Raw genomic sequence first — 26227 nt, 5'->3', positions numbered from 1 at the left:
CCATATTCTCCGACCGGTTTATTAACTTGACCTTACTATAACATAGATCACATCATTTGAACAACATCGTAGCTTGAATAGCTTTTTGCCATCCGCCATAAAGCGCATCCGTCTCTTCTTTTGCCATACTCGGCTCGAAACGGCGTTCTTTTTTCCATTGCGTAGCAATTTGTTCACGGTTTTCAAAGAATCCGACAGCAAGACCTGCCAAGTAGGCTGCACCTAATGCCGTCGTCTCATTGATTTCCGGACGTTCGACCGGCGCTTGAATGATGTCACCTTGGAACTGCATTAAGAAGTTATTTTTAACCGCTCCACCGTCAACACGAAGTGTCTTCATCTCGATACCTGAATCTTGCTCCATCGCAGATAAGACGTCACGTGTTTGATAAGCGAGTGATTCTAATGTTGCGCGGATAAAGTGTTCTTTTTCCGTACCACGTGTCAAACCGAAGACTGCACCACGAACGTCTGAATCCCAGTAAGGTGTTCCAAGACCAACGAATGCCGGTACGACGTAGACACCTTCTGATGACGTGACACGCGTTGCGTATCCTTCTGATTCCTTTGCATCATCAATGATGCGTAATCCGTCTCGTAACCATTGGATTGCGGATCCTGCGACAAAGATACTTCCTTCTAAGGCATACTCAACTTTACCATCGACGCCCCACGCAATCGTTGTGAGCAGTCCATGATCTGATTTCACAGCCTCTTCGCCTGTGTTCATCAACATGAAGCAGCCTGTACCGTATGTGTTTTTCGCCATTCCTGTGTCAAAACACGCTTGACCAAACAAGGCGGCTTGTTGATCACCCGCTGCACCAGCGATCGGAACCGCTTCTCCGAAGAAATGATAACCTGCTGTTTCTGCGTACACTTCAGAAGAAGGTCGTACTTCTGGAAGCATCGCTTTCGGGACGTCTAAGATGTCGAGTAATTCGTCATCCCATTTTAATTCATGAATGTTGTACATCAACGTACGACTCGCATTCGAATAGTCGGTCACATGTGCTTTTCCGCCAGATAATTTCCAGATGAGCCACGTATCGATCGTCCCGAATAATAGTTCACCACGTTCAGCACGCGCTCGTGCTCCTTCGACATGATCCAAAATCCATTTGACTTTCGTACCAGAGAAATAAGCATCAATCAATAGACCTGTCTTCTCACGGAAGAGCTCGGCATGACCGGCTGCTCGAAGCGCTTCACAAATTTCAGCCGTTTGTCTCGATTGCCACACGACTGCATTGTGAATCGGTTTCCCTGTTTCTTTTTCCCAGACGACGGCTGTTTCACGTTGGTTCGTGATCCCGATGCCGGCAATCTGCGACGGTTTTATGTTTGCTTCCGTCAGACAAGTCGCCACGACCGCAAGGACACTTCCCCAAATCTCGTTTGCGTTGTGTTCGACCCAACCTGGTTTTGGAAAATACTGCGTGAATTCCTGTTGCGCTGAATGTACGATCTCACCAGCACGATTAAACAGGATCGCACGTGTACTTGTCGTTCCCTGATCCAATGACAAAATGTAGTTCTCCATCTCTTCCCCATCCTTTTGTATCTAAATAAGTTAAGCTGACTTTGACTTCACTGACGTTGTTTTGTTCGGACGAACACCGAATCTATAGCATAAGCCTAATATGATGATTGTCACAAGTCCTACAATCCAAAAAGCCGGTGTATCTTTTCCTGTGAAGACCGAACGATAAAACAATCCGCCAAGACTTCCACCAAGAACTGGTCCAAGAACCGGAATCCAAGAGTACCCCCAATTCGATGATCCTTTTCCATGAATCGGTAGGATGAAATGGGCAATACGAGGACCGAGGTCCCGCGCCGGGTTCATCGCATATCCTGTCGTACCCCCGAATGACATACCGAGGCTGACGATCAAGAAGCCGACAATTAGAGGATTCAGACCATCCGAGAACTTATTCGCTCCGATTGATAACAACCCGATAACAAGTAAGAACGTCGCAATCATTTCACTCATTAGATTAGCAAATGTGTGTGGAATCGCTGGAGACGTTGCAAAGACGCCAAGCTTCGTTGCTGGATTCTTCGTTTCCGCCCAATGTGGTAAGTAGTGCACGAAAACAAGACTTGCACCTAATATCCCGCCGGCGATTTGGGCGACGATATAGCCTGGTACATCCGCCCATGCAAATGAGCCGTCAAATGCTAAACCAAGCGTCACTGCTGGATTAAGGTGTGCCCCACTGAATTGACCAACGGCATACGCGGCAATCGCTACGGCAAATCCCCATGCAAACGTGATGACGATCCAGCCTGCGTCCTTCGCGAACGATTTCGTTAAGCTAACGCCTGCGCCAACACCATTTCCAAGCGCAACTAGCAAGGCTGTACCTAAAAATTCTGCTAATAAAGGTGACATAAGTGTTCCTCCTTTTTTATTATGTGAAAAAAGCAACATAAAAAGGAGATCCACGTCAGCTCATACTTGAATTTTCTTCAAGTAGAACTCACACGTGAATCTCCCTTTTCTCCGTCACTTTGTATCAACTTGATATCACTATAACAATCGGTGAAAACGCTGTCAAACGTTCCAAATGATTTTTCTCACAATCCGATTAAGAGCGTGGTTCAAAATGCCGCCATAAATCCTTATTCGATGTCGTAATGCTTGAGGCACCTGCTTCAATCGCTTGTTCGACTTCTTCTACTGTATCAATCAGTCCCCCTGCGAATACGAGACGTCCTGTCTTTTCCTTCACTTCTTGAATATACTTCGGCATCAACCCTGGTAATACTTCGATGTAATCAGGTTGTGTGCGTTCCATAAGTTGATAACTTTTTTCAAGTGAACTGGAATCGAGTAAGAACATACGCTGCATCGTCTTGACCTTTTTTTGACGTGCCTTCAAGATGACACTCGCCTTCGTCGAAATGACGCCATACGGTTTCAGTTCTTGGCAAACATATTCCGTCGCGTACTCATCATTTTTTAACCCCTGGACGAGATCCATATGCAAAAACATTTTTTTATCGTATCGATGTGCCATCTCATAGACTGCTTTTAAACGCGAGACGTGCATTTCGAGCAAGACCCCATACTCATATGGACTCTTCAGCATCTTTTCAAAGTCTTCTAATTTTCTAACGGAAGGCAGGATCTTCTGTCCAAAATATGTCATGCGTTCTCCCCCTGATTCGTAATGTGTCCTAAGTATGTCGTGAAACTGAGGTATTAGGCAATGCTCTTTTCATGAAAATAAGTGAAAAGAGCGCTACGATTAGGGTATAGCTTAACGAAACGATTTATTTTCAGGAGGTGAATGCGCAGTCCTACCGTCTGTGCACGTCAATGAGTCAGCAAAAACGGATCACTATTTATTTATTCTCGATTTTAATTAATGCCCTAGGTAACAGCTTTATGGTAACCGCCTCGATCGGCAGTGCACCTTGGACATCCGCAAGCGAAGCTGTCGCGGCGATCTCACCGTTAACTGTCGGACTCGCTATCATCGTTTTACATGCTCTTGCCTTGATTGCAGCGCTTTCTCTTGGAAGCCGCTTCAGTTGGTGGACGATCGTCCTCAGTTTTGCACTCGTCGTACTGTTCGGCGCCGCAATTGATTTCTTCTTATCAATCCATCAATTGATCTACACACCACAAGGACTATGGATGCGCGGCTTGTATATGTTAATCGGTATGCCGTTGATTTCACTTGGACTCGCACTTTATCTCCAAATCGGCTTCGTGTTGATGCCGCCAGATTACTTGATGAAATCACTCATCACCCGCTTTAAAAGTACATCAATCGGAGCAACGATTAGTCTCGGGATTCCTTTTTTGATTGCCAGTCTCTTTTCACTGATTGAACGTCAATTGATCGGCATCGGAGTCGGGACTTTTATTTTCTTACTATTGAATGGTCCGCTGATCGAATGGTTTCAGCGACTGTTCCCGATTACGGCTCGTCCGCCCAAACGAACTAGTTCTTAAATACTCAAAGAAAAGAGTTGCTCACGGACGAATTTGTCTGTCAGCAACTCTTTTCTTTACGTGTAGGATTTTCTCTGGAAAACAAGAATTGACGCGCCTAATAAGACGATGATATGCGCCATTACGAACAAGACGGAGAATGTTAAAGATGTTCCCATTGCTTCACTGATACCATAGGAAACAGAATCCTTGAAATACATCGACCAGTCCAAGTGCATGAATACGATCCATTTGGCAATCGCTGGTTTAAAGCCGATCAATAGACTTCCCGCAATGCTCGTAAAGAACTGCGCTAATACGGTAAAGCCAATGATCATACCGACCGAGCGGAATAATAATGAGAAGAACAACGTCATAAATATCGTAAAAATCGGACTGACGACCTCAACGATCGTGTCGCGGAACAGGATCGGATCTCCTATCTCTGAAAACACAAATGAGCCTGCATAGACGATCGCAGCGATGAACACGAATTGGAATAACATGATCAAGATCGAGAAGATCAGCTTCGAGAAATAAATCGTCATTCGTGAATATGGACTCATTAATAGATGTTTCATCGTATCATATCGTACTTCATTCCCGATAGCTTCTGCCGTGAAGACGATCGTGATGATCCCTAATAAGGAGGTCAACAACACAAACGTTAAGGAATAGTAATCATAGCGTGTGAACTCAAAATCATTTGTCTTCGCCACAATGATAATACCAACCGCAATGACGACATATAGCGCTAAGACGATTTTCGCTTTTTTAGTCGTCCACCATTTCATCCATTCATTTTGTATGAGCGAAAGCATGTGAATCCCCCTCTTTTTTCGTTACTTGCAGGAATTGTTCTTCGAGCGTCAAGCGTTTGACGGTCAATTCATGTAAGTCAGCAATCGGCACGACAAGTCGGGCAATCGCCGGGCACTCACTTTCTGGTGCTGTGATGATGATTTGTTCATCAAGTACTTCTGATGGATAGTTCGCGATGCGAAGGGCTTCAAGTACATCAGTCATCGCTTCCTTATTGACGCGAAGTGCCACCTTTGCTCCGGTTTCGTTACGAACCGATTCGACCGACTTGATGACACCTTGATCAATGATGGCATATCGATCACTGATTTGTTCCATTTCACTCAGCATATGACTTGAGATCAAAATTGCGATATCCTGCTCACGCGCCATTTGTCGTAAATACTCACGAAGTTCTGCGATCCCGGACGGATCTAGACCATTTGTCGGTTCATCTAAAATCAAGACGCGCGGATTATGTAACAACGCGCGAGCAATTCCAAGACGTTGCTTCATTCCGAGTGAATACTCTCCAACTTTCTTCGAAAGCTTTCCTTCTAAACCAACGAGACGAGCAAGTGCGTCATAGTCGACTTGTCCGAGTCCTGGAATCAGGTTTTTTGCATGTATCAAGTTTTGTTTGCCTGTTAAATAAGGATAAAAAGCTGGATTTTCAACGATTGCTCCGATTTGCGTCAATGCCTTCGAACGCTCTTCTACGACATCATAGCCATTGACCGTGACTCGCCCAGCATCCTGCTCAAGCAGACCCGTGATGATACGAATCGTTGTCGTCTTCCCTGCCCCATTTGGTCCGAGGAAGCCGAACACTTCTCCTGGGGATACCTCAAAACTGACGTCTTTTAGAATTTGCTCTTTTCCGAGACGCTTTGAGATATTTTCAATCTTTAACATCTGCTCTTCCTCCTCATTCATATTTTGTCTATGCTATATAGTGTACGTGAATTCCCTGCGAAAGTTTCTTTTCTTACAAATATGTAATCTGATTCCAAATAAAAATCCGCTAACGCAGAAATTTGAGACTAAATAAGGAATGGAGTCTTCAGATGATTCTTTTTGAAGAAATGACACGTGAACATTTTCCGATCGTTCAATCACTGTACGCAAGCGTTCCAGAGTATGCATGCCTAGAAGAACGGGCGCTACCACTCTCTGATTCGATCTTACAGGAGGAATTCTTGAATCCCGATACTGTATCGCTGATCGGGTATATCGATGGAGAATCTGTCTTACTGATTGACTACCTCCCAAAGCATCCGCAAGACGGTACAACGTGGATTGGTTTATTTTTACTTGATGCTTCTCATCATGGCACCGGAACAGGTAGTCGGTTACTGTCCGACTTTTTCAATCAATTCTTAAGTCGAGAGTCACAGATTCATCTCGCCGTATTACCTGATAACGTAAAAGCCCGACGGTTTTGGGAAAAACATGGATTCCGCTACGTACGAACGAGCATCTCGAACCGTAAACAGCAAGTAGACGTCTATGTATATGAGTCAAACAAAAACAAATGAGAAACGTATGAATGGAGTATCACACAATGTCCAGACCCTCACTTCGCTTTGACATCCTGTTAGCGGGATTGATTTCCCTATTATTTTTAAGCATGACGCTGTTGTTGACCTTCTTCATCAGTCAACACGCGACAAGCCGACTCCAATCGGAAGTCGGAATGAATCTGTCAACGACTGCTCATCAACTATCCGACAAGCTCGATCATTACATGTGGTCACGCTATGCAGAAGTGAAGTTGCTTGGCTCTTTATCAACGATTCAACAAACAGATCAAAAAGTAGAAACACGTCGGACACTAGAGGAGTTACAACGACAGATTCCCGACTTTTCTTGGATTGGTCGTTTAGATGCGAACGGTAAAGTCATTGCGTCAACGAACCAGATTCTTGAAGGAACATCGATCAAAGAACGACCTGTTTTTCAAGAAGCATTATCGCAACCATTCATCGGTGATGTTCATGAAGCCGTCCTACTCGCAAAATTATTGCCGAATCCAAGTGGTGAGCCACTCCAATTTGTCGATATAAGTACACCTTTATATGATAAGGGAGGATTTTCCGGCGTCCTCGCGACACACCTCAGTTTCGAATGGGCTAAAGCGATTGAACAAAGTTTCCAGAGCGCTACCTCTTCTCTCCAAAAAGTCGATGTCTTCATCGTTAGTCAAGATCGAAAGACGATTTTGCTTGGACCAAACGGATGGAGTGGTAAGACATTGCCTACTAGTGTAACGCTCACTTCGAATGCTCCTGCGACCGCTTTTTGGAAAGAGAAAGAATTCGTCTCTGGTCAAAGTACGAGCCGTGGTTACAAAGACTATGATGGACTAGGTTGGACGGTTCTTGTGCGTCAACCGACATCGATTGCCTTCGCTGATGCCGACGCTTTACGCCAAACGATTTTTATCGCTGGGTTAATTGCCTCTCTCATTACAGCTCTGCTTGGATGGATGTTAGCGAAACTGCTGACTCGACCACTCTTAAAAATTACGCATGCCGCACAACAAATGCAAGGTGATCCTTCAAAATCACTTCCGAACCATCGTGGAATCCGAGAAATCGAGACATTGACAGATGCCCTACAGCAACTGATTCGTCGATTGCTGCATACCGAAAAAGAAAAACTGACGTTTGAACGATTATCGCAACGTGACAGTCTCACGGGTCTTGCGAATCGAAACGGTCTTGCTCAATACATCGAACAATTACCTATAGGAACGCATTCCATCTACCTTTGTCTCGATTTAGACGGTTTTAAAGCAGTTAACGACACATATGGGCACGCACTTGGTGATCTCCTCCTGATCGAGGTCGGTCAACGTCTCAAACAGTTACTTCCACCTGGTGGCTTCGTCGCTCGTCTTGGTGGCGATGAGTTCATCATCGTCTTAACGCATCAGTCTGTAGTAGAAGCACAACACTTAGGTGAACAATGGATTGCCCATGTCTCGATGCCTTATCATTTAGAAGAACAGACCGTCCATATCGGAATGAGCATCGGACTCGCTGAACAGATAACAGGTGAATCGCTCGAGCAAGTCATGCACCATGCGGATTTAGCGCTCTATCGTTCGAAGCAAGATGGTAAAGGATGTATGTCCGTTCATTGACCTTTTGGAACGGAGGATTGACAAGCGCGGTTCTCCTCCGTAAGGTGAACGAGAAGCGTATAAATTTTCAACAAGGAGCTGTCAGCATGAATCAATGGACACGTGAAGCACGATATCGTCCCCTCTCGGATGTCGATCCGACCGTATACCAAGCGATGAAGGAAGAAGTAAGAACATCTCCTTGGCGATTTTCTTACCATATCCAACCTCCAACCGGACTTTTGAATGATCCGAACGGCTTCGTCTACCACGACGGTCTTTATCATTTATTTTATCAATGGTTCCCACTCGGTCCTGTTCATGGTCTAAAGTACTGGTATCACATGACATCAAAAGACCTCGTACATTGGTTCGATGAAGGGGCCGCCTTGATTCCAAATGACGATCCTGATTCGCACGGCGCTTATTCCGGTAGTGGCTTCATCAAAGATGATCAAGTGCACATCATGTACACCGGTAACAAACGGGACGCAGAGTGGAATCGCCATACGAGTCAAATCGTTGGGCACCTTCGTTCGGATGGACGGATTGAAAAACACTTACCACCTGCTATTCCAACCGTTCCTGAAGGTTATACAGAACATTTTCGTGATCCGAAAGTCTTTCAAGATGCATCGGGCATCTGGTACTGCATACTTGGAGCACAGCGCACTGACTTGACAGGTTGTACTGTCATTTATCAGTCTCAAGATGCAGAGCACTGGACGTTTGTCGGTGAGTTACGGACGAACTACCCGACATTCGGTTATATGTGGGAATGTCCTGATTATTTCGAGCTTAATGGAAAAGGCGTCTTTCTCTTTAGTCCTCAAGGGATTGAGCCAGATGGTACGAACTATCAAAATATTTTCCAGTCCGGTTACTTCATCGGGGAACCGTTTGCTTTACCCAACTTAACATTCACACATGAACCTTTCCAAGAACTCGATTTCGGATTCGACTTCTATGCGCCACAAACAACTGAGGCGGCAGATGGTCGACGGATTCTTGTTGGTTGGATGGGTTTACCGGACATTAGTTATCCTTCTGACATTTATAACTGGGCACATGCTTTGACATTGCCACGTGAATTAACGATCGAACAGGGACAACTTCGTCAACGACCTGTCCATGAACTGACACAGCTACGAAAAGAAACCTTATTTGACGAAACGATTCTTTTCGAGCAAGATGTGACGGTTGCGGAAGCCGAGATTTTCGAACTTGTGATGACAGACTTGAAGCTGTCGTCGGATTCGTTCCGCTTCTCAATTCGTCAAGACGCTACAGAAGAAACCCTATTTAAATATGATGTCGTTTCGCGTCAATTTACGATTGACCGGAGTCGTTCGGGTGTGGACGTTCCTGCTGAATCATTTGGTACATCACGATCGACTGTCCTTTCGAAAGACTTGCAGACATTACGTTTGTTTGTGGACCGGTCCTCGTTCGAACTTTTCCTCAATGATGGAGAAGCCGTCGCAAGCGGACGTATTTTCCCAAAAGCAACGAGTCGAGGTATCGGATTCTCTGGTGAGGCGACTGCCCACCTCTCTATTTATGATTTATCTTAAATAACAAAAAGCATTTTCCTGAACATAATCAGGAAAATGCTTTTTTACTTCACTGCTTCAATCGTGATTCCTTTTCTAAATCGAAGGCGAGAATATGTTGCTCTCCGATTGGACCCATGACCGATTGTAACGTATCGACATATCCCGTCTTGAAATACAGTGATTTTGCAGCGATATTCTTTTTATTGACCGCAAGTGTAATCGATGTGACTTCCGGGAAATGATGATGAACGAACTCCGGTAACTGCATCATCGCTTCCTTCGCGTATCCTTGATGTTGATGCCGTTCATCAATCGAAAAGGCACGTAACAGGACACTTTGTTCATCCGTCCGGTGTGTTTTAGGGGGATTGAGATGGAGAATAAAAAATCCGACGACGAGCTCGTCTTTTTTAATAACAACCGGAAACTTATCGGGATGTGCAACCGCATCCGTAACGACATCCGTTGGAAAAGAAGTAAACTGAACTTGTTCTTCCGGAAGAATGAACGCCTCACATTGTTCATAATGTTCATTTGTATACATGTGTAATTTCACTACAGACATTCTCATTCCGCCTTCCCTCTTTGTACAGGACAAGAGAGTACTCTCTTACATCTATTCCCATTTTAATATTTTTGAGTCCATTTGCCTAGTCTTTTAAAGGCACTCCTCTTACATTGATTCCAATAGTCTTTTGTCTCTTTATTCCACGGTTCGTCTTTCAGTAATCCAATCCGATCATTAAAAATGCTACACTAGGGAGAGTTCGATTTAATGGACACGAAATTAAACGCTCGAGGTGAACTGTATCATGCATGAAGATTTTTTCGAACAGATGGAGCGATTGACCGGCATTCAATTGAATCCTGTCCAACAACAGGCAATTGAACATGACCATGGTCCGTTGCTGTTACTCGCCTCACCCGGCTCTGGAAAAACAACGACTCTTAATTTTAAGATTGCCTATTTGATTTTACAAAAAAAAATTGAACCACATCGTATTCTTGGACTGACCTTCAGTAAAGCGGCAGCTCGCGAGATGGCGGATCGATTTTATCATTTATTCCATGAACTAATTGGAACAACAGCGGCTTTTTCGACAATCCACAGTTTTGCTTTTCAAGTCGTCCGGGACCATACGTCCGAGCAACGCCTCTCCTATACGATCATCGAAGGACCGATGGATCAACAACATCCGAATGCGCCACATAAACGGATGTTACTGCGCCGTATTTTCCAGGAAATTAATCGAAGTGTCATTACCGATGATCAAATGGATGAGTTGTTACGGATGATTTCCTTTGTCAAAAATCGCCTTCTTTCTTTAAAAGAAATCAAGGCAGTACCGACGACGATCAAACACTTTCCTGACATCTACGTTGCATATGAACAATTCAAGTCTCGTGATCCTCTACATCCGTTACTTGATTTCGATGATATGTTGACGTACGCTAATACGATTTTGGAACAAGACCGTCGTCTATTGCAACATTACCAACGTCGCTTCGATTATATTCTGACAGATGAGAGTCAAGATACATCACTCGTTCAGCATCAACTGGTTGAAAAGTTAGCCTTACCCCACAATCGCCTTTGTGTCGTCGCGGACGATGACCAGACGCTTTACAGTTGGCGTGGCGCAGATGCATCCAAGATTCTCCACTTCAAGGATACGTATCCGAATGCGACGATTCTTTACATGGAACAAAATTATCGCTCATCAAAGGACATCGTCTCAGTCGCCAATCAGTTCATCCAACGTAATAAAGCACGTTATCCGAAACAGATGTTCACGGAGAATGTTGCGGTTCGTCCAATTATCTTAGAGACGCTACCGACTTATGAAGATCAGACTCGTTATTTATTGAATCAGTTACGGACGGAAACGAATTACCGCGAAGTCGCCATCTTATATCGCAACAATGCTTCTTCGATCAACGTCATGAATGCGTTAGATCAAGCAAACATTCCTTTTTACATTAAGGATGTTGATCATAAATTCTTCAGTCATTGGATTTTGAAGGATATTTTAAATTTCATGACATTCGCACAAGATCCAACAGATATCGAGATTCTAGCAACCATCCATACGAAGTTCGCCGGATATATCTCAAAAGCTCAACTGGCTCAATTGCAACAGTTTGGTTCGGGTGAATCTGTATTTGATCTACTCATAAACAAAATCGAGATGAAGTTTTATCAAAAGAAACAACTTCAACAAATGAAGCGCACATTCGCTTCCATTCAGACCGTTCGACCGTCTGCTGCCCTCTCTTTGATTCGTCATGAACTGGGCTACGAAAAGAATTTGCGGAAAATGAGTGAGAGTCTCGGTTTTAGTCTCGATCACCTGCTTGAGACATTAAATACGATCGATAACATCGCAAGTGATGTACCGACGTTACTCGCCTTTCGTGAGCGGATCGCGCATCTCGAACAGTTGATGCGTGATGCGAAACAAAACAAAAATCAAAATGCGGTCACCCTTTCGACCTTTCACAGTGCAAAGGGGCTTGAATTTGATCGCGTCTTTATGATTGATCTCGTTGCTGGTATTCTTCCATCGGCTGACACGATCAAGGCGTACAAGAATGGACAACTCGATGATATGGAAGAAGCAGCACGCTTGTTTTACGTCGGGATGACACGGGCACGACACGAACTGCATCTCCTGTCTTATCGTTTTAAATCGAAATCGTTCGATGTCTCACCATTCGTCGAAGACGTTCATCGTCTTGTTACACCGGATTCCGCAAAACGAAAAATAGAACGCCAACGTCCTGCCATTGCAGCGCGAGCTAAAGTTCCTCCACTTCCGATCACTGAGAACATGCGTGTATCGCATACAGCATTTGGTCCCGGAACCGTCTTGCACCTGGTTGATGACGTGCTAGAAATTTCATTTGATCAAGGAATGAAAAAACAGCTTTCGTTACAAGTCTGCTCCGAAAATGCATTACTCGAAATTTTATGAGCCAAAAAAGCCTGTTTCACATAAATATGTGAGACAGGCTTTTGGTATATATCAGTTTTTAGGTGATGACTCATTTTGACGAATCAAGGCATCTCTGATTTCTGTCAATAGTTTTTCTTCTGTCGTTGGTACCGCTTCTTCTTCGACGACTTCTTCCTTCTTCCGGAACGAAGTGATTCCTTTGACGAAGATGAACAAAGCAAAGGCAATCAATAAGAATTCGATACTCGCCTGAAGAAACTGACCGTACTGTAATTTTGCATTTCCGACCATGATTGATAATCCTTTGACATCAATACCACCGATGATGATACCGATCAACGGCATGAAGACGCTGTCGACGAGTGATTTGATAATCCCGCTAAACGCAGCACCGAGAATGACTCCGACCGCTAAATCGATCACATTGCCTCGAAAAGCAAACTCCTTAAATGCCTTAAACATGAAACGTCCCCCTTACCAAGCACGGGACGCCAGTTGCTGAATCGCATATCCGACGCCGTGCTCATCGTTTATTTTCGTCACATGATGCGCAATCGCTTTTGCTTCATCATGACCATTCCCCATCGCGATCGCCTTTCCAGCAACCTTAAACATGGGAAGATCGTTCAGATTATCACCGATGACAGCGACTTGTTCGATCGGCACACCAAGGTGGTCCGCGAGGATTTTAACTGCCGTTCCTTTATCGGCACCGACTGCCATGACTTCGATGTTATCGTGTCCTGACGACGTGACATAGACACCCTCGACTTTCTGCTCGATTTCCTGCCAGATTGTTTTCATCAATTCTTGATCAAATGAGAACGAAATGAACTTGAATACTTTTCCCGCTTGATTACGAATGTATGACCGGAATCCATCAATCATCTTGACGTCTTCGTGGACATAATAGCGATCGTGGAAGAAATCAAGCACTTGTTTTGCCCGATCACTTTCTTCACTTAATTCTTTTAACGAATCGTAGGCTGCATCAATCGTCGCTCCTTGCGCTGTCACGAGTCCTTGATCACAGAACATCTCGAAGAAGACTTCGTACTGGCTAATGATGCCGTAAATTTGCTGTGCTTGTTCTGTCGTCAGAGTCGTCGCACTCAACTCTTCTCCATCGACGGTCATCACACGTGCCCCGTTTGAAGCAATGATCGGACAATGAATTCCTGCGGCATCCGTCAATTCTTTAGCATTTAAGTAATTACGTCCTGTTGCAATTGCAAACTCGACACCTTGTTCGCGTGCTGCTTCAATTGCCTGAATCGTCTCCGGTTCTATTCGTTGTTTGCCCGAAAGAACGGTACCATCCATGTCTGATACGAGTAATTTAATTGGGTTTGCCATCGTCTTCACTCTCCTCTTTTTCTATTTCCATACCACTATACCATTTTTCACATTTTGACTGGTCGTAAACACGGTTTACAAAATCGGTGACAACAAACGCGAAATACTTTCCTTGAATTTGATCATTCTTGAACGCGCAACATACGACTCGACCGTCATGAGCTTTGATACATCACAATCGGCTAAGAAGAGCCGTTCTAGTTCAATTGCTACTTCCTGATCATAGACAATTGTATTCATTTCGAAATTTAAACGGAAACTTCGTGCATCGATATTCGTCGTCCCGACTGAAGCAATCTCTCCATCAACAACAATCGTCTTCGCATGTAAAAATCCAGGTTCATACGTGTAGACTTTAGCTCCGTACGACAACAACTCTCCTACAGCAGCTGTCGTCGCCCAATAAACGAATGGATGGTCCGGCTTATTCGGAATCATGATGCGCACCTCCACTCCAGACAGAAGAGCTGCCTTACATGCATCTAAATAACTCGTGTCTGGAATGAAATAAGGCGATTGAATGTAAATCGTCCGCTTTGCCTCATTGATCATCTTGATCAAAGCAAGCTTCAGATATTCTGAACGGGAATCCGGACCCGACGTGACGATCTGCATCGGTAATATACTCTGAACCCTGTGTGTCCCGTAGTAGAACAATGATTTTTCTGTATAGACGTCACTCGCTTGATTCCAGTCAAGAATAAAACGGTCGAGCTGATCGTGAACGACATCACCTTTCAAGCGAAAATGCGTATCCCGCCAGTAGCCGAACTTTTCATCGATACCTAGATATTCCGTACCGACGTTAAATCCACCAATGTAGCCGATTCGACCGTCAATGATACAGGATTTACGGTGATTGCGGTTATTTAAGCGAAAATTAACGAAACCAATCGTCGACGGGAAAAAAGCGAACACTTCTCCCCCGTGTACCAGTAAATCTTTGAAATCCGTCCGTTTGAGACTACGTGATCCGACAGCATCATATAATAGACGGACTTTGATTCCACGACGGGCACATTCGGTTAATGTATCGATCAACGCTAGCCCAAGGCGATCTTTCTGAATGATGTAGTATTGAATATTCACTTCATGCTCTGCCTGGCGGATATCTTGAATCATCCGATTGAATTTCTGTTCTCCATCCGAAAGAATCTGCAGTTGATTCGAGAGACTGAGTAACGAACCGTTCGACATCAGATTCATCCGAATCATATCCCGGTGCTTTTGAATCATCGGGTGCCGCCCCATCGTCACGAGTTCTTTTTTCTGTAAGGCAATCCGTCTATCGTGTTCTAGTTGTTCTTCTTCCGTAATACGATAAAAATTCGATTTTTTCAACAATCTTCCGAAAAACAGATAGACGAGAAACCCAACGAGCGGAACGAAATACAAGATGAACACCCATGCCCACGTCGCACCAATATCGCGCCGTTCGAGAAAAATAACCGTTAGGACCGCCAAGATATTCATGATGAGCAATCCGTAGACGATGATGATCGTGAACGTACTCCATACTTCCACCATACGATTCCCTCCCGTTCAACGGTATTGTTCGATTTTGGTCCCTTGTCTCCTATTCCCGTTTCCTTCCGCGTCATTCTTTTGAAGACAAAAAAACCTTTTTAAAGCACGAATGGCTTCAAAAAGGTTTAGGTCTTTCATGATTCTTGACATGGTTCCGGTTGTTGTAACGCCATTTGTTCAAGTGTCGCTTTGACACCTGCTACACAGTCTGGCAATCCAACACCATCATAAGCAAGTCCGGCTAAATGAATGTGTGGATAGTGCGAAGCGATGGTTTCTCGCACTTCTTGAATCCGCTGTGCATGCCCTACCGTGTAGGCCGGTAAGCCGTCTAATAGACGACTGATGACGACACGTTCCGGTTGCAACGGACGACCACAGATGGCTTCAAGATCTTCTAAGACGACCCGTTCAATCATTTCGTCTGATTCACGAACGAGTGCATCTTTTCCGGGACGACCGATGAAGGCACGAAGCACGGTATGATTCGGTGCTGCATGATTCCACTTTTGATCAATCGCCGTACACGCTGTAATCGAATACGGTGCCTGACGGTTGACGATGAAACCTGTTCCATCGATCGGCAACGCTGTTTCCTTATCGAAAATCAACGTGACTGTCGCCGTCGAGTGTGTCGAGAGGTTCGCAAGCCCAGGCAGCGTCGCTTCTGGTAACAGGGACACGACTTGGCGATGCGGAATCGTTAACAAAATATCATCGGCATACTCTGGACCATGATCCGTTTCGAGACGATACCGTCCATCTTCTTCCCGTTTAATCGAGCGAAGTGGTGTCTCAAGACGAATTTCTGTCCGTTCAAGCACCTCTTCTAGCCGCTCGACGAGAGACTCGAGTCCAGTAGCGAGCGATAAAAATTGACCTGTCGCTTTGAGCGTCGGACCTTGTTGTTGGTCAAGAGGACGCATGAGACGCATTCCTTCAAACAAACTTCCTGCCTTTTGTTCATTTGCAACAAATTGCGGGTAGGTCGCAAACGTACTCATCCGATCGATATCACCAGCATAAATGCCTGAAAGAAGCGGTTCGATCAGCTTCTCGACGAGCGCATCTCCAAGACGCGGACGCAAATACTCTCCTAGCGGGATATCTGTTTCTGGAATCGTCAAATCAGGAGCCGGGTGAAGCAATCGTTCTGACACTTCTGCTTTTTCTTCTTCCGTCAACAAAGAAGTCTCTGCAAATAACTCTAAATCCGTCGGGATACCCATGACGGCACCTTTTGGAATCGGGTGGAGACCTCGCGCATCCAATATATAGGCTTGCGACGTGTTATTACGAACGAGTTGCTCCCCTAATCCAATCTCTTCGATGAGATCCGTCAGTACGTGTTTTCGTGCTACATACGAATCTGGTCCCCGCTCGATCGTCAATCCTTCGTCCCGATATGTTGCCACCTTACCACCGAGACGACCTTCTGCCTCAAGTAACGTGATGTTCATTTCCGGAAACTGTTTCTCTGCATAATAGGCGGCCGCAAGTCCTGATATACCACCGCCCACGATGACGAGACGTTTACTGGACATAACTACCCACCTGTTTCGCGACGGCTTCCGTGACAGCTTTCATGAAAGCAGGATCCGCGTTTGGCATGACAGGTCGCGCATAATGGATTCCGAGTTCGTCGCAGACGACTTTACACTCATAGTCATTATCGAATAATACTTCTAGATGGTCCGCAACGAAGCCGACTGGCACGTAAACGAACGCTTCGTATCCTTTTTCTTCGTAAACATCACGTGTCAGATCCTGAACATCAGGACCGAGCCATGGCTCAGGTGTTTGTCCAGCTGATTGCCAACCTGTGATCATATGCGGTACACCGGCACGTTGTGCGATCAATTCGGCAGTTTCTTTCAATTGCTCTGGGTACGGATCGCCGTTTGCGATGATTTTCTCAGGCAGACTGTGCGCTGAAACGACGAGAACGGCTTTTTCTTCAGGAACTGGTAAAGCGTCGAACGTCTTGCGGATTTCTTTCCCCCACCAATCGAGAAATGCTTCTTCTTTGTACCACGATTCAACGGATGCGAGACGAATACCGTGCTGATCTGCGACTTCCTTCGCACGACCATTATATGAACGAATACTGAACGTCGAATAGTGCGGTGCTAAAACGACTGTGACCGCTTCTGTGATGCCGTCTTTTGCCATTTGCTCGACAGCATCCTCAACGAATGGCTCGATGTGCTTTAGACCAAGATAAAGCTTAAACTCGATTTCACCGGCATATTTCTCAGACAATTGACGGTACAGCTCTTCTGCCTGGTCAATCGTGACTTGTGCGAGTGGTGAGACTCCACCAATGGCTTCGTAGCGTTCCGTCAACTCTGCCAATGCTTCTGGAGACGGTTTGCGTCCGCGGCGGATATGCGTATAATACCGCTCGATATCTTCAGGTTTATACGGCGTACCATACGCCATGACAAGTAATCCTAACGTCTTCATTTTTCTACCTCCATTTTTTCTTTCGAATAATCATGGATAAATGCAGTCAAACGTTTCAATACTTCTGGATCAACTTCCGGGAAGATACCGTGACCGAGGTTAAAGATGAACCCTGGTTGTTTCATTCCCATGTCGAGAATCTCCTTCGCTTTCGCTTCAAGGATATCCCATGGTGCTAACAGATAAGACGGATCGAGGTTCCCTTGGACGGGTTTCGTCAGCCCACGTTCACGTGCTTCATCGATCGATAAGCGCCAATCGAGTCCAACGACGTCTAACGGTAAGCTATGCCACTCTTCTGCCAAATGACTCGCCCCTACACCGAACATGATCATCGGCACGCCTGTATCTTTTAGTTCCGTGAAAATGCGTTCCATCGTCGGTTTGATGTAACGGACATAATCTTTCCGGCTTGTCGTTCCGACCCATGAATCAAAGATTTGGAACGCTTGAATCCCTGCATCTACTTGTGATTTGATGTAATCGATGACCATGTCACCTAGTTTCTCCATTAAGGCATGCCATACTTCAGGTTGTCCATACATCAATGCTTTCGTTTTATGGTATCCCTTTGAAGGTCCACCTTCAATCATATAGCTCGCAAGTGTAAATGGCGCCCCGGAAAAACCAATTAATGGCACTTCAAGTCGTTCCCGCAATAAACGAATTGTTTCATAAATGTACGGAATATCTTCACGGTTGAACGGTTGCAGTGCTTCGACATCTGCCATCGTGCGAATCGGATTCGCAATGACTGGACCGATGCCACTCTTGATTTCAACATCAACGCCCATCGACGGAAGTGGCGTCATGATATCTTTATATAGAATCGCTGCATCGACCCCTAGTTGTTTTACAGGTAGTTCTGTCACATATGCGCCTAGCTCCGAGTCATGTGTGATCTCGAAAAGCGTCCGTGTCTTCTTGATTTCACGATATTCCGCTTGATAACGACCTGCTTGTCGCATGTACCAGACGGGAACGTGATCAATCTGCTCGCCACGGATCGCCCGCAAAAACGTATCATTGAATTTCTTCATTATAACTACCCCTTTATACTCGTTCTAACGCCCCAAAAAACGTACGATAAGTTTGTGAACACAGAAACATTATATCTGAAATTAAGAAGTCTGTGCCAATAAATCGTTTACAAAATGACAGTTCTATTACCAGTTCATGAAATGTTCACTGTTTCTTGTAAAGACCGAATGCAGCGTTTAACTGACCACGAATTAAGTCAGAACGTTGCTGTTCCGTTACCTTACGTTCTTTTTCACGAATTTCGTGCGTGCGCCAACCATCCTCGATTTTTTCCGCGACTTCGACGAGTCGCTCGACATCCGTAAACGAATATTTTCGCGTCTTTCCATTTGTCCGTTCTGGAAAGATTAATTTCCGTTCTTCATAGTAACGAATCTGACGTTCTGACAAGCCGGTCAATTCACAGACGATTCCGATCGACATCACCTTTTTTTCGCGGTACTTCATCTTCGTCACTCCTTTCCACAAAAATAACATGTCAGATTTTCTGACACAATACGTTTCTTTGAAAGTATTTCCGTCTAAAGTAAACACATACTTTAAATGGATAAAGGAGGAACGACAATGAAACTGGAACAACTCGCAATTTCAGTCGATACGTTTTATGTCTTATTCGCAGCACTGCTCGTCTTTACGATGCAAATCGGATTCTTACTTCTGGAAACAGGGATGTTACGGGCAAAGAACGCGGGGCACGTCGCTGTTAAACAAATTATCAGCTTCTCAGTTGCCGCTCTCGCCTTTTGGGCTATCGGATTCGGATTGACGTTCGGTGATGGTAACTCCATTATCGGAACAGAAGGATTCTTCTTACATGGAGGATTCAGCAGCCTTGATTGGTCGAACATCACGATTGATGTAAAGTTCCTCTTCCAACTCTCGTTTGTCGCCGTCTCTCTCGCAATCGCTTGGGGCGGATTCGCAGAACGTGCTAAATTATCCGTTTACTTGTTGTTCGGAACGTTTTTCGTTGCTATCATCTATCCGATCATTGCTCGTTCCGTTTGGGCAGGTGGATTCCTTGGTTCGCTCGGAATGCAAGATTTCGCCGGGTCAACGGTCGTCCACTTACAAGGTGGGATTGCTGCACTTGTTGCTGCTTTACTGCTTAAGAAACGAATCGGTGCTGAAAAAACACCGTTGCTTGGACACAATGTCATTTATTCTGTCGTCGGTGCCTTCATCCTCTGGTTATGTTGGTTCGGCTTCAACGCTGGTTCGACATTAACGATTGCCGACGGATTCTTTAGTTACGTTGCTTTGACGACGTTACTCGCGACTGCAGCAGGTGCCCTCGGCGCTCTTGCCATCTCGTTCTGGCACCGTCGCGTCGCAGATATTCCTTCGATCATCAACGGTGTATTAGCTGCACTCGTCGCCATTACTGCAGCCTGTGCCTTTGTGGAACCATGGGCAGCCGTCGTCATTGGTTTCCTTGCTGGTGTGATCACGTATGGAACGAGCATTCTTCTCGCAAGTCGCGTGGATGATCCACTTTGTGCCTTCTCCGTTCATGGCGTCGCTGGTATCTGGGGTACACTCGCAACTGGATTCTTCGCTTCACCACGACTCGTTGAAATCACAGGTATCGGACAAGCAGGACTCTTCTATGGAGGTGGCTTCACGCAACTCGGTGTTCAAGCTCTTGGTGTCGTCTTTGCTATCGTCATCGTCAGCGTCTTAAGTTATGCTTTCTTAAAAGTCCTCGACCTTACGATCGGACTTCGAATCACACGCGAAGATGAACTCCGTGGTCTTGACGTCGCGGAACATGGTCAAGCTTCTTACGATCTTCCTGCTCCTGTCAGCAAGGAATTGCATATGGTTGAAGAAGAAGATCTATCAAACGAACGTGTCAATTAATGGTTCATAACGAATAAGAGCCTATGCGATGAACATCCATCGCGTAGGCTCTTTCTTGTTTATTATTTTCGGGCATAGTATTCACCAATTACAAGTGCTATGGCTGCCCCACCAACGACATACATGGATCCACTTAAGAAGAATCCAAGTAGCGTCAAAACGATGCATTGACTGATTGCTGCGAAGCGGATGATTTTCCGTTTAGCATGTACGGCATTCCCAAATGGCAATAAGCGAGTCAACAGATGCTGATCGACTGCTTTCGTAAACGGCGCCAATTGAAAACTCGTTAATCCACCAAATGCAGGAATCGCAAGTGCAACGAACCAAACGTTACCGCTCGCCAACCACATGAACACAGCCCCGATCAGTGTTAAACGAACAATCAATCCGATGCCGTCCCCACTCCGGATGAACTGTTTGACATACAAATAATCAAATGTCGTCTGGGCTTGGTACGGAAACCGCTCGACCATGTTACTTAAGAGACGACGGTGTTTATACGTTGCCGATAGATGTGGAACATCGACGAACCAGTTGGCTAGTCGATAAAAACGATCACGTGATTCTCGTTCGAGCGCAATCCATTCACGTAACGGGAGATGATCCTGACGCTTCAGATGAAGGACGATCATTAACAGCAAGGCAACGACGATCGACATCCACGCCATATCGATGATGACGAGTAGTGCTGCTCCAAATGCATACAATAACACTGTTCGATGTGCGATGCCTTCAAGTTTCGACAAATTCGCTGCCGCTCCGAATAGGGCAAGAGATACGCCTATTAAGATAAGTTCAAACGGTGTCGTCTGTTCTGTCCGAACATAGAGAACAACGACTGCTAGAAACGGAATCACGGCACGAATGATACCAAAAATCGCATTATATGCGCGCACCTGCTGCATGAAACTGGATAACTTCGCTAACACGGGTAATAGAAACACTTGATCCGCCTCGACAAGAAACGTTCGACTTGTCCGGTAGAGCGGCAGAATCAGAAATAAGGCTGCCATGACGAATCGACCTGGAAATGATGGATCGAGTTGGTCGAGGAAACGACCGTAGACGACTAATGCGTATAAAATAACAAAGTAGACGGTGAATAATAGTCCACCATTCGCCATATATCGTGTATATTTCACTGTTTCCGTCATCGCCGCCTGATACCGTTCCTTCCATAAGGACTGGCTATTCATCGTTCTGCCTCCTCGATCGCAGCAACGTACAGATCATCCAGCGTTCCATCTTGTAGTCCATAGCGAGCTCGTAAAGCAGCCGTTGTCCCTTCCGCCGCAATATGTCCTTCATGTAAGAGAACGAATCGGTTGCAGTGGCGCTCGGCTGTCTCCAGGATATGCGTTGACATTAAAATTCCTTTACCGTCCTGCTTGAGTTCACTGAAAATCTGAAGCAACTCTCGGATTGCCAGTGGATCAAGTCCAACGAATGGTTCATCAACGATCAACAATTCACTCCCCGTGACAAGGGCGCACAAGATCATTGCTTTTTGTTTCATCCCTTTTGAGAAGACACTTGGAAACCACTCTAATTGTTTCGTCATCCGAAGACGTTCAGCATAATGATTTGCTCGTTCTATCGCTACTGCTTCTTCGACATCATATCCTTGTGCCATGAGGCGAAGGTGCTCCCGTAACGTTAGTTGTTCATATAACATCGGCTGTTCCGGAATATACGCGACTTGACGACGATACTCGGTTTCGTTCGTCGCTAAATCCAATCTATTGATTCGTACAGATCCCGTTTTGACCGGTAATAGACCGAGGATGTGTTTAATCGTCGTTGATTTCCCCGCACCATTTAAACCGATTAAACCAACGAGTTCCCCTTGATCCACTTCAATATTGATATCATGAAGGACTGTTTTAGATCCGTATCCTCCTGATAGACCCTTGATCTCTAATAACATGTTTGCCACTCCCTTTAAGCTCATCGTAAGGTAGATCTTCTTAGACTTTCTAGCTTCGTGCCTCATTTTTTAAAATATAATGTTTTAATACTTGTTTTTTCGGCAATTACTCTAAGTGTAATCGTTACATCAATATATGAAAACGATTTACATGCAAAACGAAAGTGAAAACGATGAATCGTTCATTTAATCTTTATCAAGTGGTCTAATCTTCTAGTCCTTTCAATGAATGAATGATTTCAATTTTTTCACTTTCACACGTGTTTATAACTGCCTGAAAACAGGTAAAACTAATATGTAGAGGAGTTGTTTAAAAATGGGATTCTTATGGGCATTAATCGTTGGTGGTCTCATCGGTTGGATCGCAAGTTTAATCATTGGAAAAGATGTACCGGGCGGCATCATCGGTAACATCATCGCTGGTTTCATCGGTTCGATGATTGGTCAAGCTATCTTTGGTTCAATGGGACCAGAAATTGGCGGATTTGCAGTCATTCCGGCTATTCTCGGGGCAGTCATTTTGATCTTCATCGTCTCACTTATTCTCCGAGCAGTACGCAAGTAATCATATATTTTAATCGAAAAGGAGTGTTTTGAAATGGGATTCTTATGGGCATTAATCGTTGGTGGTATTATTGGATGGTTAGCAAGTCTAATTTTAGGTAAAGACGTACCAGGCGGTATCATTGGTAACATCATCGCTGGTTTCGTTGGTGCATTGATCGGTCAAGCATTATTCGGAAATTGGGGTCCAATGGTTGCTGGATTCGCAATCGTACCTGCTTTACTCGGAGCTATCATTCTCATCCTCATTGTATCGTTCATTCTCCGTGCGGTGAATAAACGATAAACAGAAAATCCTCGGACATGATGTCCGAGGATTTTTTATGCGTTAGTTTTTTATACTTTAATCTTTTATTTGTAACCACATGCCATCTTCTCGCTCGAAGACACGTTTTTCCGATCGTAAATTCAACCATTCGAACACGCCTTCGAGAAAGCTAGACGGATATTCCCAAACCGTACCGACGCGCTCTCGCTTCTTTCGTTCTGGTTTTCCGGCGACAGCTTTCAATTCATCTGGAGTTTTATTCAATCGGATTAATAACTCCTCCACCTGTCCCGACTGATAGGTCACTTCATATCCATCGTACCGTGCTCGATTCGCAACTGTCGAATCAGGCGTTCCGAACGCGTTCTCGAATGCGTCGCGCGATTTCCCGAGATAGCTGGTCATCATATCGATACTTTTTCCAGTTCGCGCTTTCACTTCCGTTTCAAGTAATGTTTTAATATCGACTGCATATTCGTTTGATACAGTCGTATTGAACTGATCAGCTAATTTAAAATCAACTGCCGTGTTTGGTTCATCACCGAGTTGAACGGTTTTTGAGTCCTGAACGGTCTGTCCTGATTGGTCGGCACTCACCTGGACATCATATTCTCCTGGAGAACGCTTGATTTCTAGTGATGTTCCATCCATCGTTCCAATGACTTCCCCGTCTAATGATACTTCTGTTTTAGGGACATCACTTGAAACGATCAGTCGTTGTGGATTCAGATCGAGAGAATACCGGTCATACCAAAGCCATCCATCCTCTTTTTGTAACGTAAATAGATGTGCCTTTACTTGTTTACCAGAGTCTTGATCCTGTTTGACTTGTTTGATGACCCGATCTGTTCGTTCTGATTCAGTCGTCAACCAAGTAATGAGTCGTGTCGCCTCACTCATCGGTAATGGTTTATCGTTCATCGTGACTAGTTGTTGGAATCCACGCTGATCCTTTTCCTTCAATAGAGTAGCAAGCCGCTCGTCCGTTTTCTCCATTTTTGCCGCCTCTTGCATGTTGCGCCCAAACCAAAAGGCAACTAACAAAAACAGACAGGCGATGAAGGCGCTACCAATGAGTAAACGTCGTTTTCGTTTTTTCTGTGCCGTTGAGGCTATTCGTGATGCCATGCACTTCGCTCCTTTTTCTCCATTAGCTGTATGGTCTTAAGTGTATCGGGTTCAAGTTGACTGTCAATCGTGCGGAAGGCGGAAACTTTCCGTATACTAATATTATCTTACCCAAAGGAGTGACTGTTCCATGCAAAAAGAATCATGTATCTTCTGTAAAATCGCTCGCAAAGAAGTCCCTGGTCATATCGTATTTGAGAATGAAACCGTTCTCGCCTTCCTCGACTTGTCACAAGTGACGAAAGGACATACGCTCGTTATCCCAAAACAACATGCCGATAATATGTATGATCTCTCGCCTGAACAGGCACAGGACGTGTTTGCGACGATTCCGCAAATCAGCCGTGCGCTTCAACAAGAGACAAATGCAGCTGGTATGAACCTTCTATCCAATACAGGAAAAGTAGCGGGTCAATCAGTCTCACACTTCCATTTGCATCTCATTCCTCGTCACGATAAGCAAGACGGATTCGGCGCGAAGTGGGAAGTCCATAACGACGAGTATACGGCAGAAGAATTGGCTGAGCTCGCAAATTCAATCGCTTCGCATATCTAAGGCTGTTCTTTTTCTTCTCTTCTTAGAAAAATATTGCCGAAATAGGTTTCTTTCATTCAATTTTCGGTAAAATAATATGAAACAAATATTTTAATATTAAAAAGGAGGTTTATCATGTCGAAGCGTCCCGCCCGTAACTGGGTCGCTTTTGGTGCTACGCTAACACTTGTGACTTTTTATGGTCTGAAGGCGCTTCGCCAAGGTACGAAAAGCGACTCTTCGAACGGTCATCAACGTCGAAATTCTTATTCTACAATCGTAACGAATGTGCAGGATTTGACCCACGAGGGCAAGAACTTAGTAGAGACAGCAAAAGCGTCTGGTATGCACTTCAAGGAAGAAGTCATGCAGAGCGTCTCGGAATACCAAACGGAAGTCCAAGCATCGCTCACGAAGATCCAGTCTCTCGCTGATGAAGCGAAACAGGAAGCAGACCAGCTTTCTCCACAAAAGTAAGATCCGTTGCTTCGATTTGTTTTTGTATAGTTTGCATTTTGCGCGTTTGAGCCATTGTCACCTTTCGAAAGGATGAGTCAGATATGGAACACGAAAAGTTATATCCTGGACAAGAAGCATTATTGTATAGCCATAAAATTGTCCAATTAAGCAAAGCACTATGGAAAACGGTAGAAAAAGATTGGCAAAATTGGATCAAGCCTTTTGATCTGAACATCAACGAACACCATATTTTATGGATTTCGCATGCCCTAGGTGGTGCCTCGATTTCTGAGATCGCGAAGTATGGTGTCATGCACGTCTCGACAGCATTCAACTTCTCGAAGAAGTTAGAGGACCGCGGATTGTTGACGTTCTCGAAAAAGGAAACCGATAAACGAAATACCTATGTCCAGTTGACACCGGCAGGCGAATCACTTTTACTCGAGACGATCCAAGCATTCCGTCCCGAAGAAAATGGCGTCTTCCGCGCATCTCTTCCTCTTCAGGAATTGTACGGTAAGTTCCCAGAACTGACGGATATTTCTGCAATCGTGCGTCGTTTGTACGGAGACAGCTTCATGGACATCTTTGCCGAGACATCGAAGATGATCACGGAAGAAGCAGATCGCCGTCCGCAAGATCCTGTCATGGACTCGATAAAAAAAGCATAAGCATACTATCATCAAAAGCGTTTTAGCCT

At 44.9% G+C, this 26227-nt stretch carries 27 protein-coding genes; 11 read left to right on the top strand and 16 right to left on the bottom strand.

What is annotated here, in order from left to right:
- Positions 1-52: 52 nt before the first annotated feature.
- The 3 genes from glpK to ACN9MT_RS03800 form a co-directional block, all read right to left on the bottom strand.
- Entirely contained in the window at positions 53-1543 is a 1491-nt protein-coding gene (gene glpK / locus ACN9MT_RS03810; RefSeq protein WP_035409380.1) for a glycerol kinase GlpK, read from the bottom strand.
- Positions 1544-1573: 30 nt separating this feature from the next.
- Positions 1574-2398, bottom strand: coding sequence for an MIP/aquaporin family protein (locus tag ACN9MT_RS03805; protein WP_426272799.1), 825 nt, complete (start codon positions 2396-2398; stop codon positions 1574-1576).
- A gap of 196 nt (positions 2399-2594) precedes the next feature.
- Complete coding sequence (locus tag ACN9MT_RS03800; protein WP_023467370.1) at positions 2595-3158, bottom strand: glycerol-3-phosphate responsive antiterminator; 564 nt, start codon at positions 3156-3158, stop codon at positions 2595-2597.
- 239 nt (positions 3159-3397) lie between these two features.
- On the opposite strand from ACN9MT_RS03800, the gene ACN9MT_RS03795 reads away from it, so the two are divergent.
- Positions 3398-3970 carry a hypothetical protein gene (locus ACN9MT_RS03795; RefSeq protein ID WP_311246234.1) on the top strand — a complete coding sequence of 191 codons (573 nt, stop codon included), beginning with the start codon at positions 3398-3400 and terminating at the stop codon, positions 3968-3970.
- A 56-nt stretch (positions 3971-4026) separates the two neighbouring features.
- Here the strand turns inward: ACN9MT_RS03795 and ACN9MT_RS03790 are convergent, their stop codons facing one another.
- Positions 4027-4770 carry an ABC transporter permease gene (locus ACN9MT_RS03790; RefSeq protein ID WP_426272798.1) on the bottom strand — a complete coding sequence of 248 codons (744 nt, stop codon included), beginning with the start codon at positions 4768-4770 and terminating at the stop codon, positions 4027-4029.
- The gene (locus tag ACN9MT_RS03785; RefSeq protein WP_035409389.1) at positions 4748-5665 is read right to left on the bottom strand and encodes an ABC transporter ATP-binding protein; all 918 of its coding nucleotides are present in this window, start codon (positions 5663-5665) and stop codon (positions 4748-4750) included. Before ACN9MT_RS03785 ends, ACN9MT_RS03790 begins: the two co-directional genes overlap by 23 nt.
- Positions 5666-5817: 152 nt before the next feature.
- Here ACN9MT_RS03785 and ACN9MT_RS03780 point away from each other — a divergent pair, with 152 nt between their 5' ends.
- The 3 genes from ACN9MT_RS03780 (at position 5818) to ACN9MT_RS03770 (ending at position 9451) form a co-directional block, all read left to right on the top strand.
- Positions 5818-6288: a GNAT family N-acetyltransferase gene (locus ACN9MT_RS03780; protein WP_426272797.1), complete on the top strand. Its 471-nt coding sequence runs from the start codon at positions 5818-5820 to the stop codon at positions 6286-6288.
- Between the two features lie 26 nt (positions 6289-6314).
- Positions 6315-7898, top strand: a complete 1584-nt coding sequence (locus tag ACN9MT_RS03775) for a diguanylate cyclase domain-containing protein (protein WP_426272796.1) — start codon at positions 6315-6317, stop codon at positions 7896-7898.
- An 86-nt stretch (positions 7899-7984) separates the two neighbouring features.
- Positions 7985-9451, top strand: coding sequence for a glycoside hydrolase family 32 protein (locus ACN9MT_RS03770; protein ID WP_426272795.1), 1467 nt, complete (start codon positions 7985-7987; stop codon positions 9449-9451).
- 49 nt (positions 9452-9500) lie between these two features.
- Here ACN9MT_RS03770 and ACN9MT_RS03765 read toward each other — a convergent pair whose 3' ends face one another.
- Complete coding sequence (locus ACN9MT_RS03765; RefSeq protein WP_035409789.1) at positions 9501-9998, bottom strand: GNAT family N-acetyltransferase; 498 nt, start codon at positions 9996-9998, stop codon at positions 9501-9503.
- A 247-nt stretch (positions 9999-10245) separates the two neighbouring features.
- On the opposite strand from ACN9MT_RS03765, the gene ACN9MT_RS03760 reads away from it, so the two are divergent.
- On the top strand, positions 10246-12408 hold the full coding sequence (locus ACN9MT_RS03760) for an ATP-dependent helicase (protein ID WP_426272794.1): 2163 nt from the start codon (positions 10246-10248) through the stop codon (positions 12406-12408).
- Positions 12409-12459: 51 nt separating this feature from the next.
- On the opposite strand, the gene mscL is transcribed toward ACN9MT_RS03760, so the two are convergent.
- The 7 genes from mscL to ACN9MT_RS03725 all read right to left on the bottom strand — a co-directional run bounded on the left by mscL (position 12460) and on the right by ACN9MT_RS03725 (position 19227).
- Positions 12460-12852, bottom strand: coding sequence for a large-conductance mechanosensitive channel protein MscL (gene mscL / locus ACN9MT_RS03755; protein WP_035409394.1), 393 nt, complete (start codon positions 12850-12852; stop codon positions 12460-12462).
- A 12-nt stretch (positions 12853-12864) separates the two neighbouring features.
- Entirely contained in the window at positions 12865-13746 is an 882-nt protein-coding gene (locus tag ACN9MT_RS03750) for a Cof-type HAD-IIB family hydrolase (protein WP_214747401.1), read from the bottom strand.
- Between the two features lie 75 nt (positions 13747-13821).
- Complete coding sequence (cls, locus tag ACN9MT_RS03745) at positions 13822-15273, bottom strand: cardiolipin synthase (RefSeq protein ID WP_056059974.1); 1452 nt, start codon at positions 15271-15273, stop codon at positions 13822-13824.
- A 134-nt stretch (positions 15274-15407) separates the two neighbouring features.
- The gene (gene hemG / locus ACN9MT_RS03740) at positions 15408-16817 is read right to left on the bottom strand and encodes a protoporphyrinogen oxidase (RefSeq protein WP_035409399.1); all 1410 of its coding nucleotides are present in this window, start codon (positions 16815-16817) and stop codon (positions 15408-15410) included.
- Positions 16807-17739, bottom strand: a complete 933-nt coding sequence (gene hemH, locus ACN9MT_RS03735; protein WP_426272793.1) for a ferrochelatase — start codon at positions 17737-17739, stop codon at positions 16807-16809. Before hemH ends, hemG begins: the two co-directional genes overlap by 11 nt.
- Positions 17736-18779, bottom strand: coding sequence for a uroporphyrinogen decarboxylase (gene hemE, locus ACN9MT_RS03730; protein ID WP_426272792.1), 1044 nt, complete (start codon positions 18777-18779; stop codon positions 17736-17738). The genes hemH and hemE overlap by 4 nt, the downstream gene beginning before the upstream one ends.
- A 145-nt stretch (positions 18780-18924) precedes the next feature.
- A complete protein-coding gene (locus tag ACN9MT_RS03725; RefSeq protein ID WP_035409401.1) occupies positions 18925-19227 on the bottom strand; it encodes a MerR family transcriptional regulator in 303 nt (100 codons plus the stop codon).
- A 117-nt stretch (positions 19228-19344) separates the two neighbouring features.
- Here ACN9MT_RS03725 and ACN9MT_RS03720 point away from each other — a divergent pair, with 117 nt between their 5' ends.
- Entirely contained in the window at positions 19345-20643 is a 1299-nt protein-coding gene (locus ACN9MT_RS03720; protein WP_035409402.1) for an ammonium transporter, read from the top strand.
- Positions 20644-20705: 62 nt separating this feature from the next.
- Here ACN9MT_RS03720 and ACN9MT_RS03715 read toward each other — a convergent pair whose 3' ends face one another.
- Together ACN9MT_RS03715 and ACN9MT_RS03710 are read right to left on the bottom strand one after the other, a co-directional pair.
- Positions 20706-21842 carry an ABC transporter permease gene (locus tag ACN9MT_RS03715; RefSeq protein WP_426272791.1) on the bottom strand — a complete coding sequence of 379 codons (1137 nt, stop codon included), beginning with the start codon at positions 21840-21842 and terminating at the stop codon, positions 20706-20708.
- The gene (locus tag ACN9MT_RS03710) at positions 21839-22573 is read right to left on the bottom strand and encodes an ABC transporter ATP-binding protein (RefSeq protein ID WP_035409404.1); all 735 of its coding nucleotides are present in this window, start codon (positions 22571-22573) and stop codon (positions 21839-21841) included. Before ACN9MT_RS03710 ends, ACN9MT_RS03715 begins: the two co-directional genes overlap by 4 nt.
- A gap of 316 nt (positions 22574-22889) precedes the next feature.
- On the opposite strand from ACN9MT_RS03710, the gene ACN9MT_RS03705 reads away from it, so the two are divergent.
- Complete coding sequence (locus ACN9MT_RS03705; protein WP_035409405.1) at positions 22890-23138, top strand: GlsB/YeaQ/YmgE family stress response membrane protein; 249 nt, start codon at positions 22890-22892, stop codon at positions 23136-23138.
- 33 nt (positions 23139-23171) lie between these two features.
- Positions 23172-23423, top strand: coding sequence for a GlsB/YeaQ/YmgE family stress response membrane protein (locus ACN9MT_RS03700; protein WP_023467348.1), 252 nt, complete (start codon positions 23172-23174; stop codon positions 23421-23423).
- Positions 23424-23480: 57 nt separating this feature from the next.
- Here the strand turns inward: ACN9MT_RS03700 and ACN9MT_RS03695 are convergent, their stop codons facing one another.
- The gene (locus ACN9MT_RS03695) at positions 23481-24533 is read right to left on the bottom strand and encodes a TcaA second domain-containing protein (protein WP_426272790.1); all 1053 of its coding nucleotides are present in this window, start codon (positions 24531-24533) and stop codon (positions 23481-23483) included.
- Between the two features lie 130 nt (positions 24534-24663).
- On the opposite strand from ACN9MT_RS03695, the gene ACN9MT_RS03690 reads away from it, so the two are divergent.
- From ACN9MT_RS03690 to ACN9MT_RS03680, 3 genes are all read left to right on the top strand, one after another.
- Positions 24664-25089: an HIT family protein gene (locus ACN9MT_RS03690; RefSeq protein WP_290748603.1), complete on the top strand. Its 426-nt coding sequence runs from the start codon at positions 24664-24666 to the stop codon at positions 25087-25089.
- Between the two features lie 114 nt (positions 25090-25203).
- Entirely contained in the window at positions 25204-25545 is a 342-nt protein-coding gene (locus ACN9MT_RS03685; protein ID WP_214856756.1) for a hypothetical protein, read from the top strand.
- 83 nt (positions 25546-25628) lie between these two features.
- A complete protein-coding gene (locus ACN9MT_RS03680) occupies positions 25629-26198 on the top strand; it encodes an HTH-type transcriptional regulator Hpr (RefSeq protein WP_035409411.1) in 570 nt (189 codons plus the stop codon).
- Positions 26199-26227: the final 29 nt, after the last annotated feature.

This window comes from Exiguobacterium sp. R-17 (assembly GCF_049913315.1).
GTDB lineage: Bacteria > Bacillota > Bacilli > Exiguobacteriales > Exiguobacteriaceae > Exiguobacterium_A.
The sequence above is the reverse complement of the archived record's forward strand: the minus strand, read 5'-3'. Positions and strand labels throughout refer to the sequence as shown.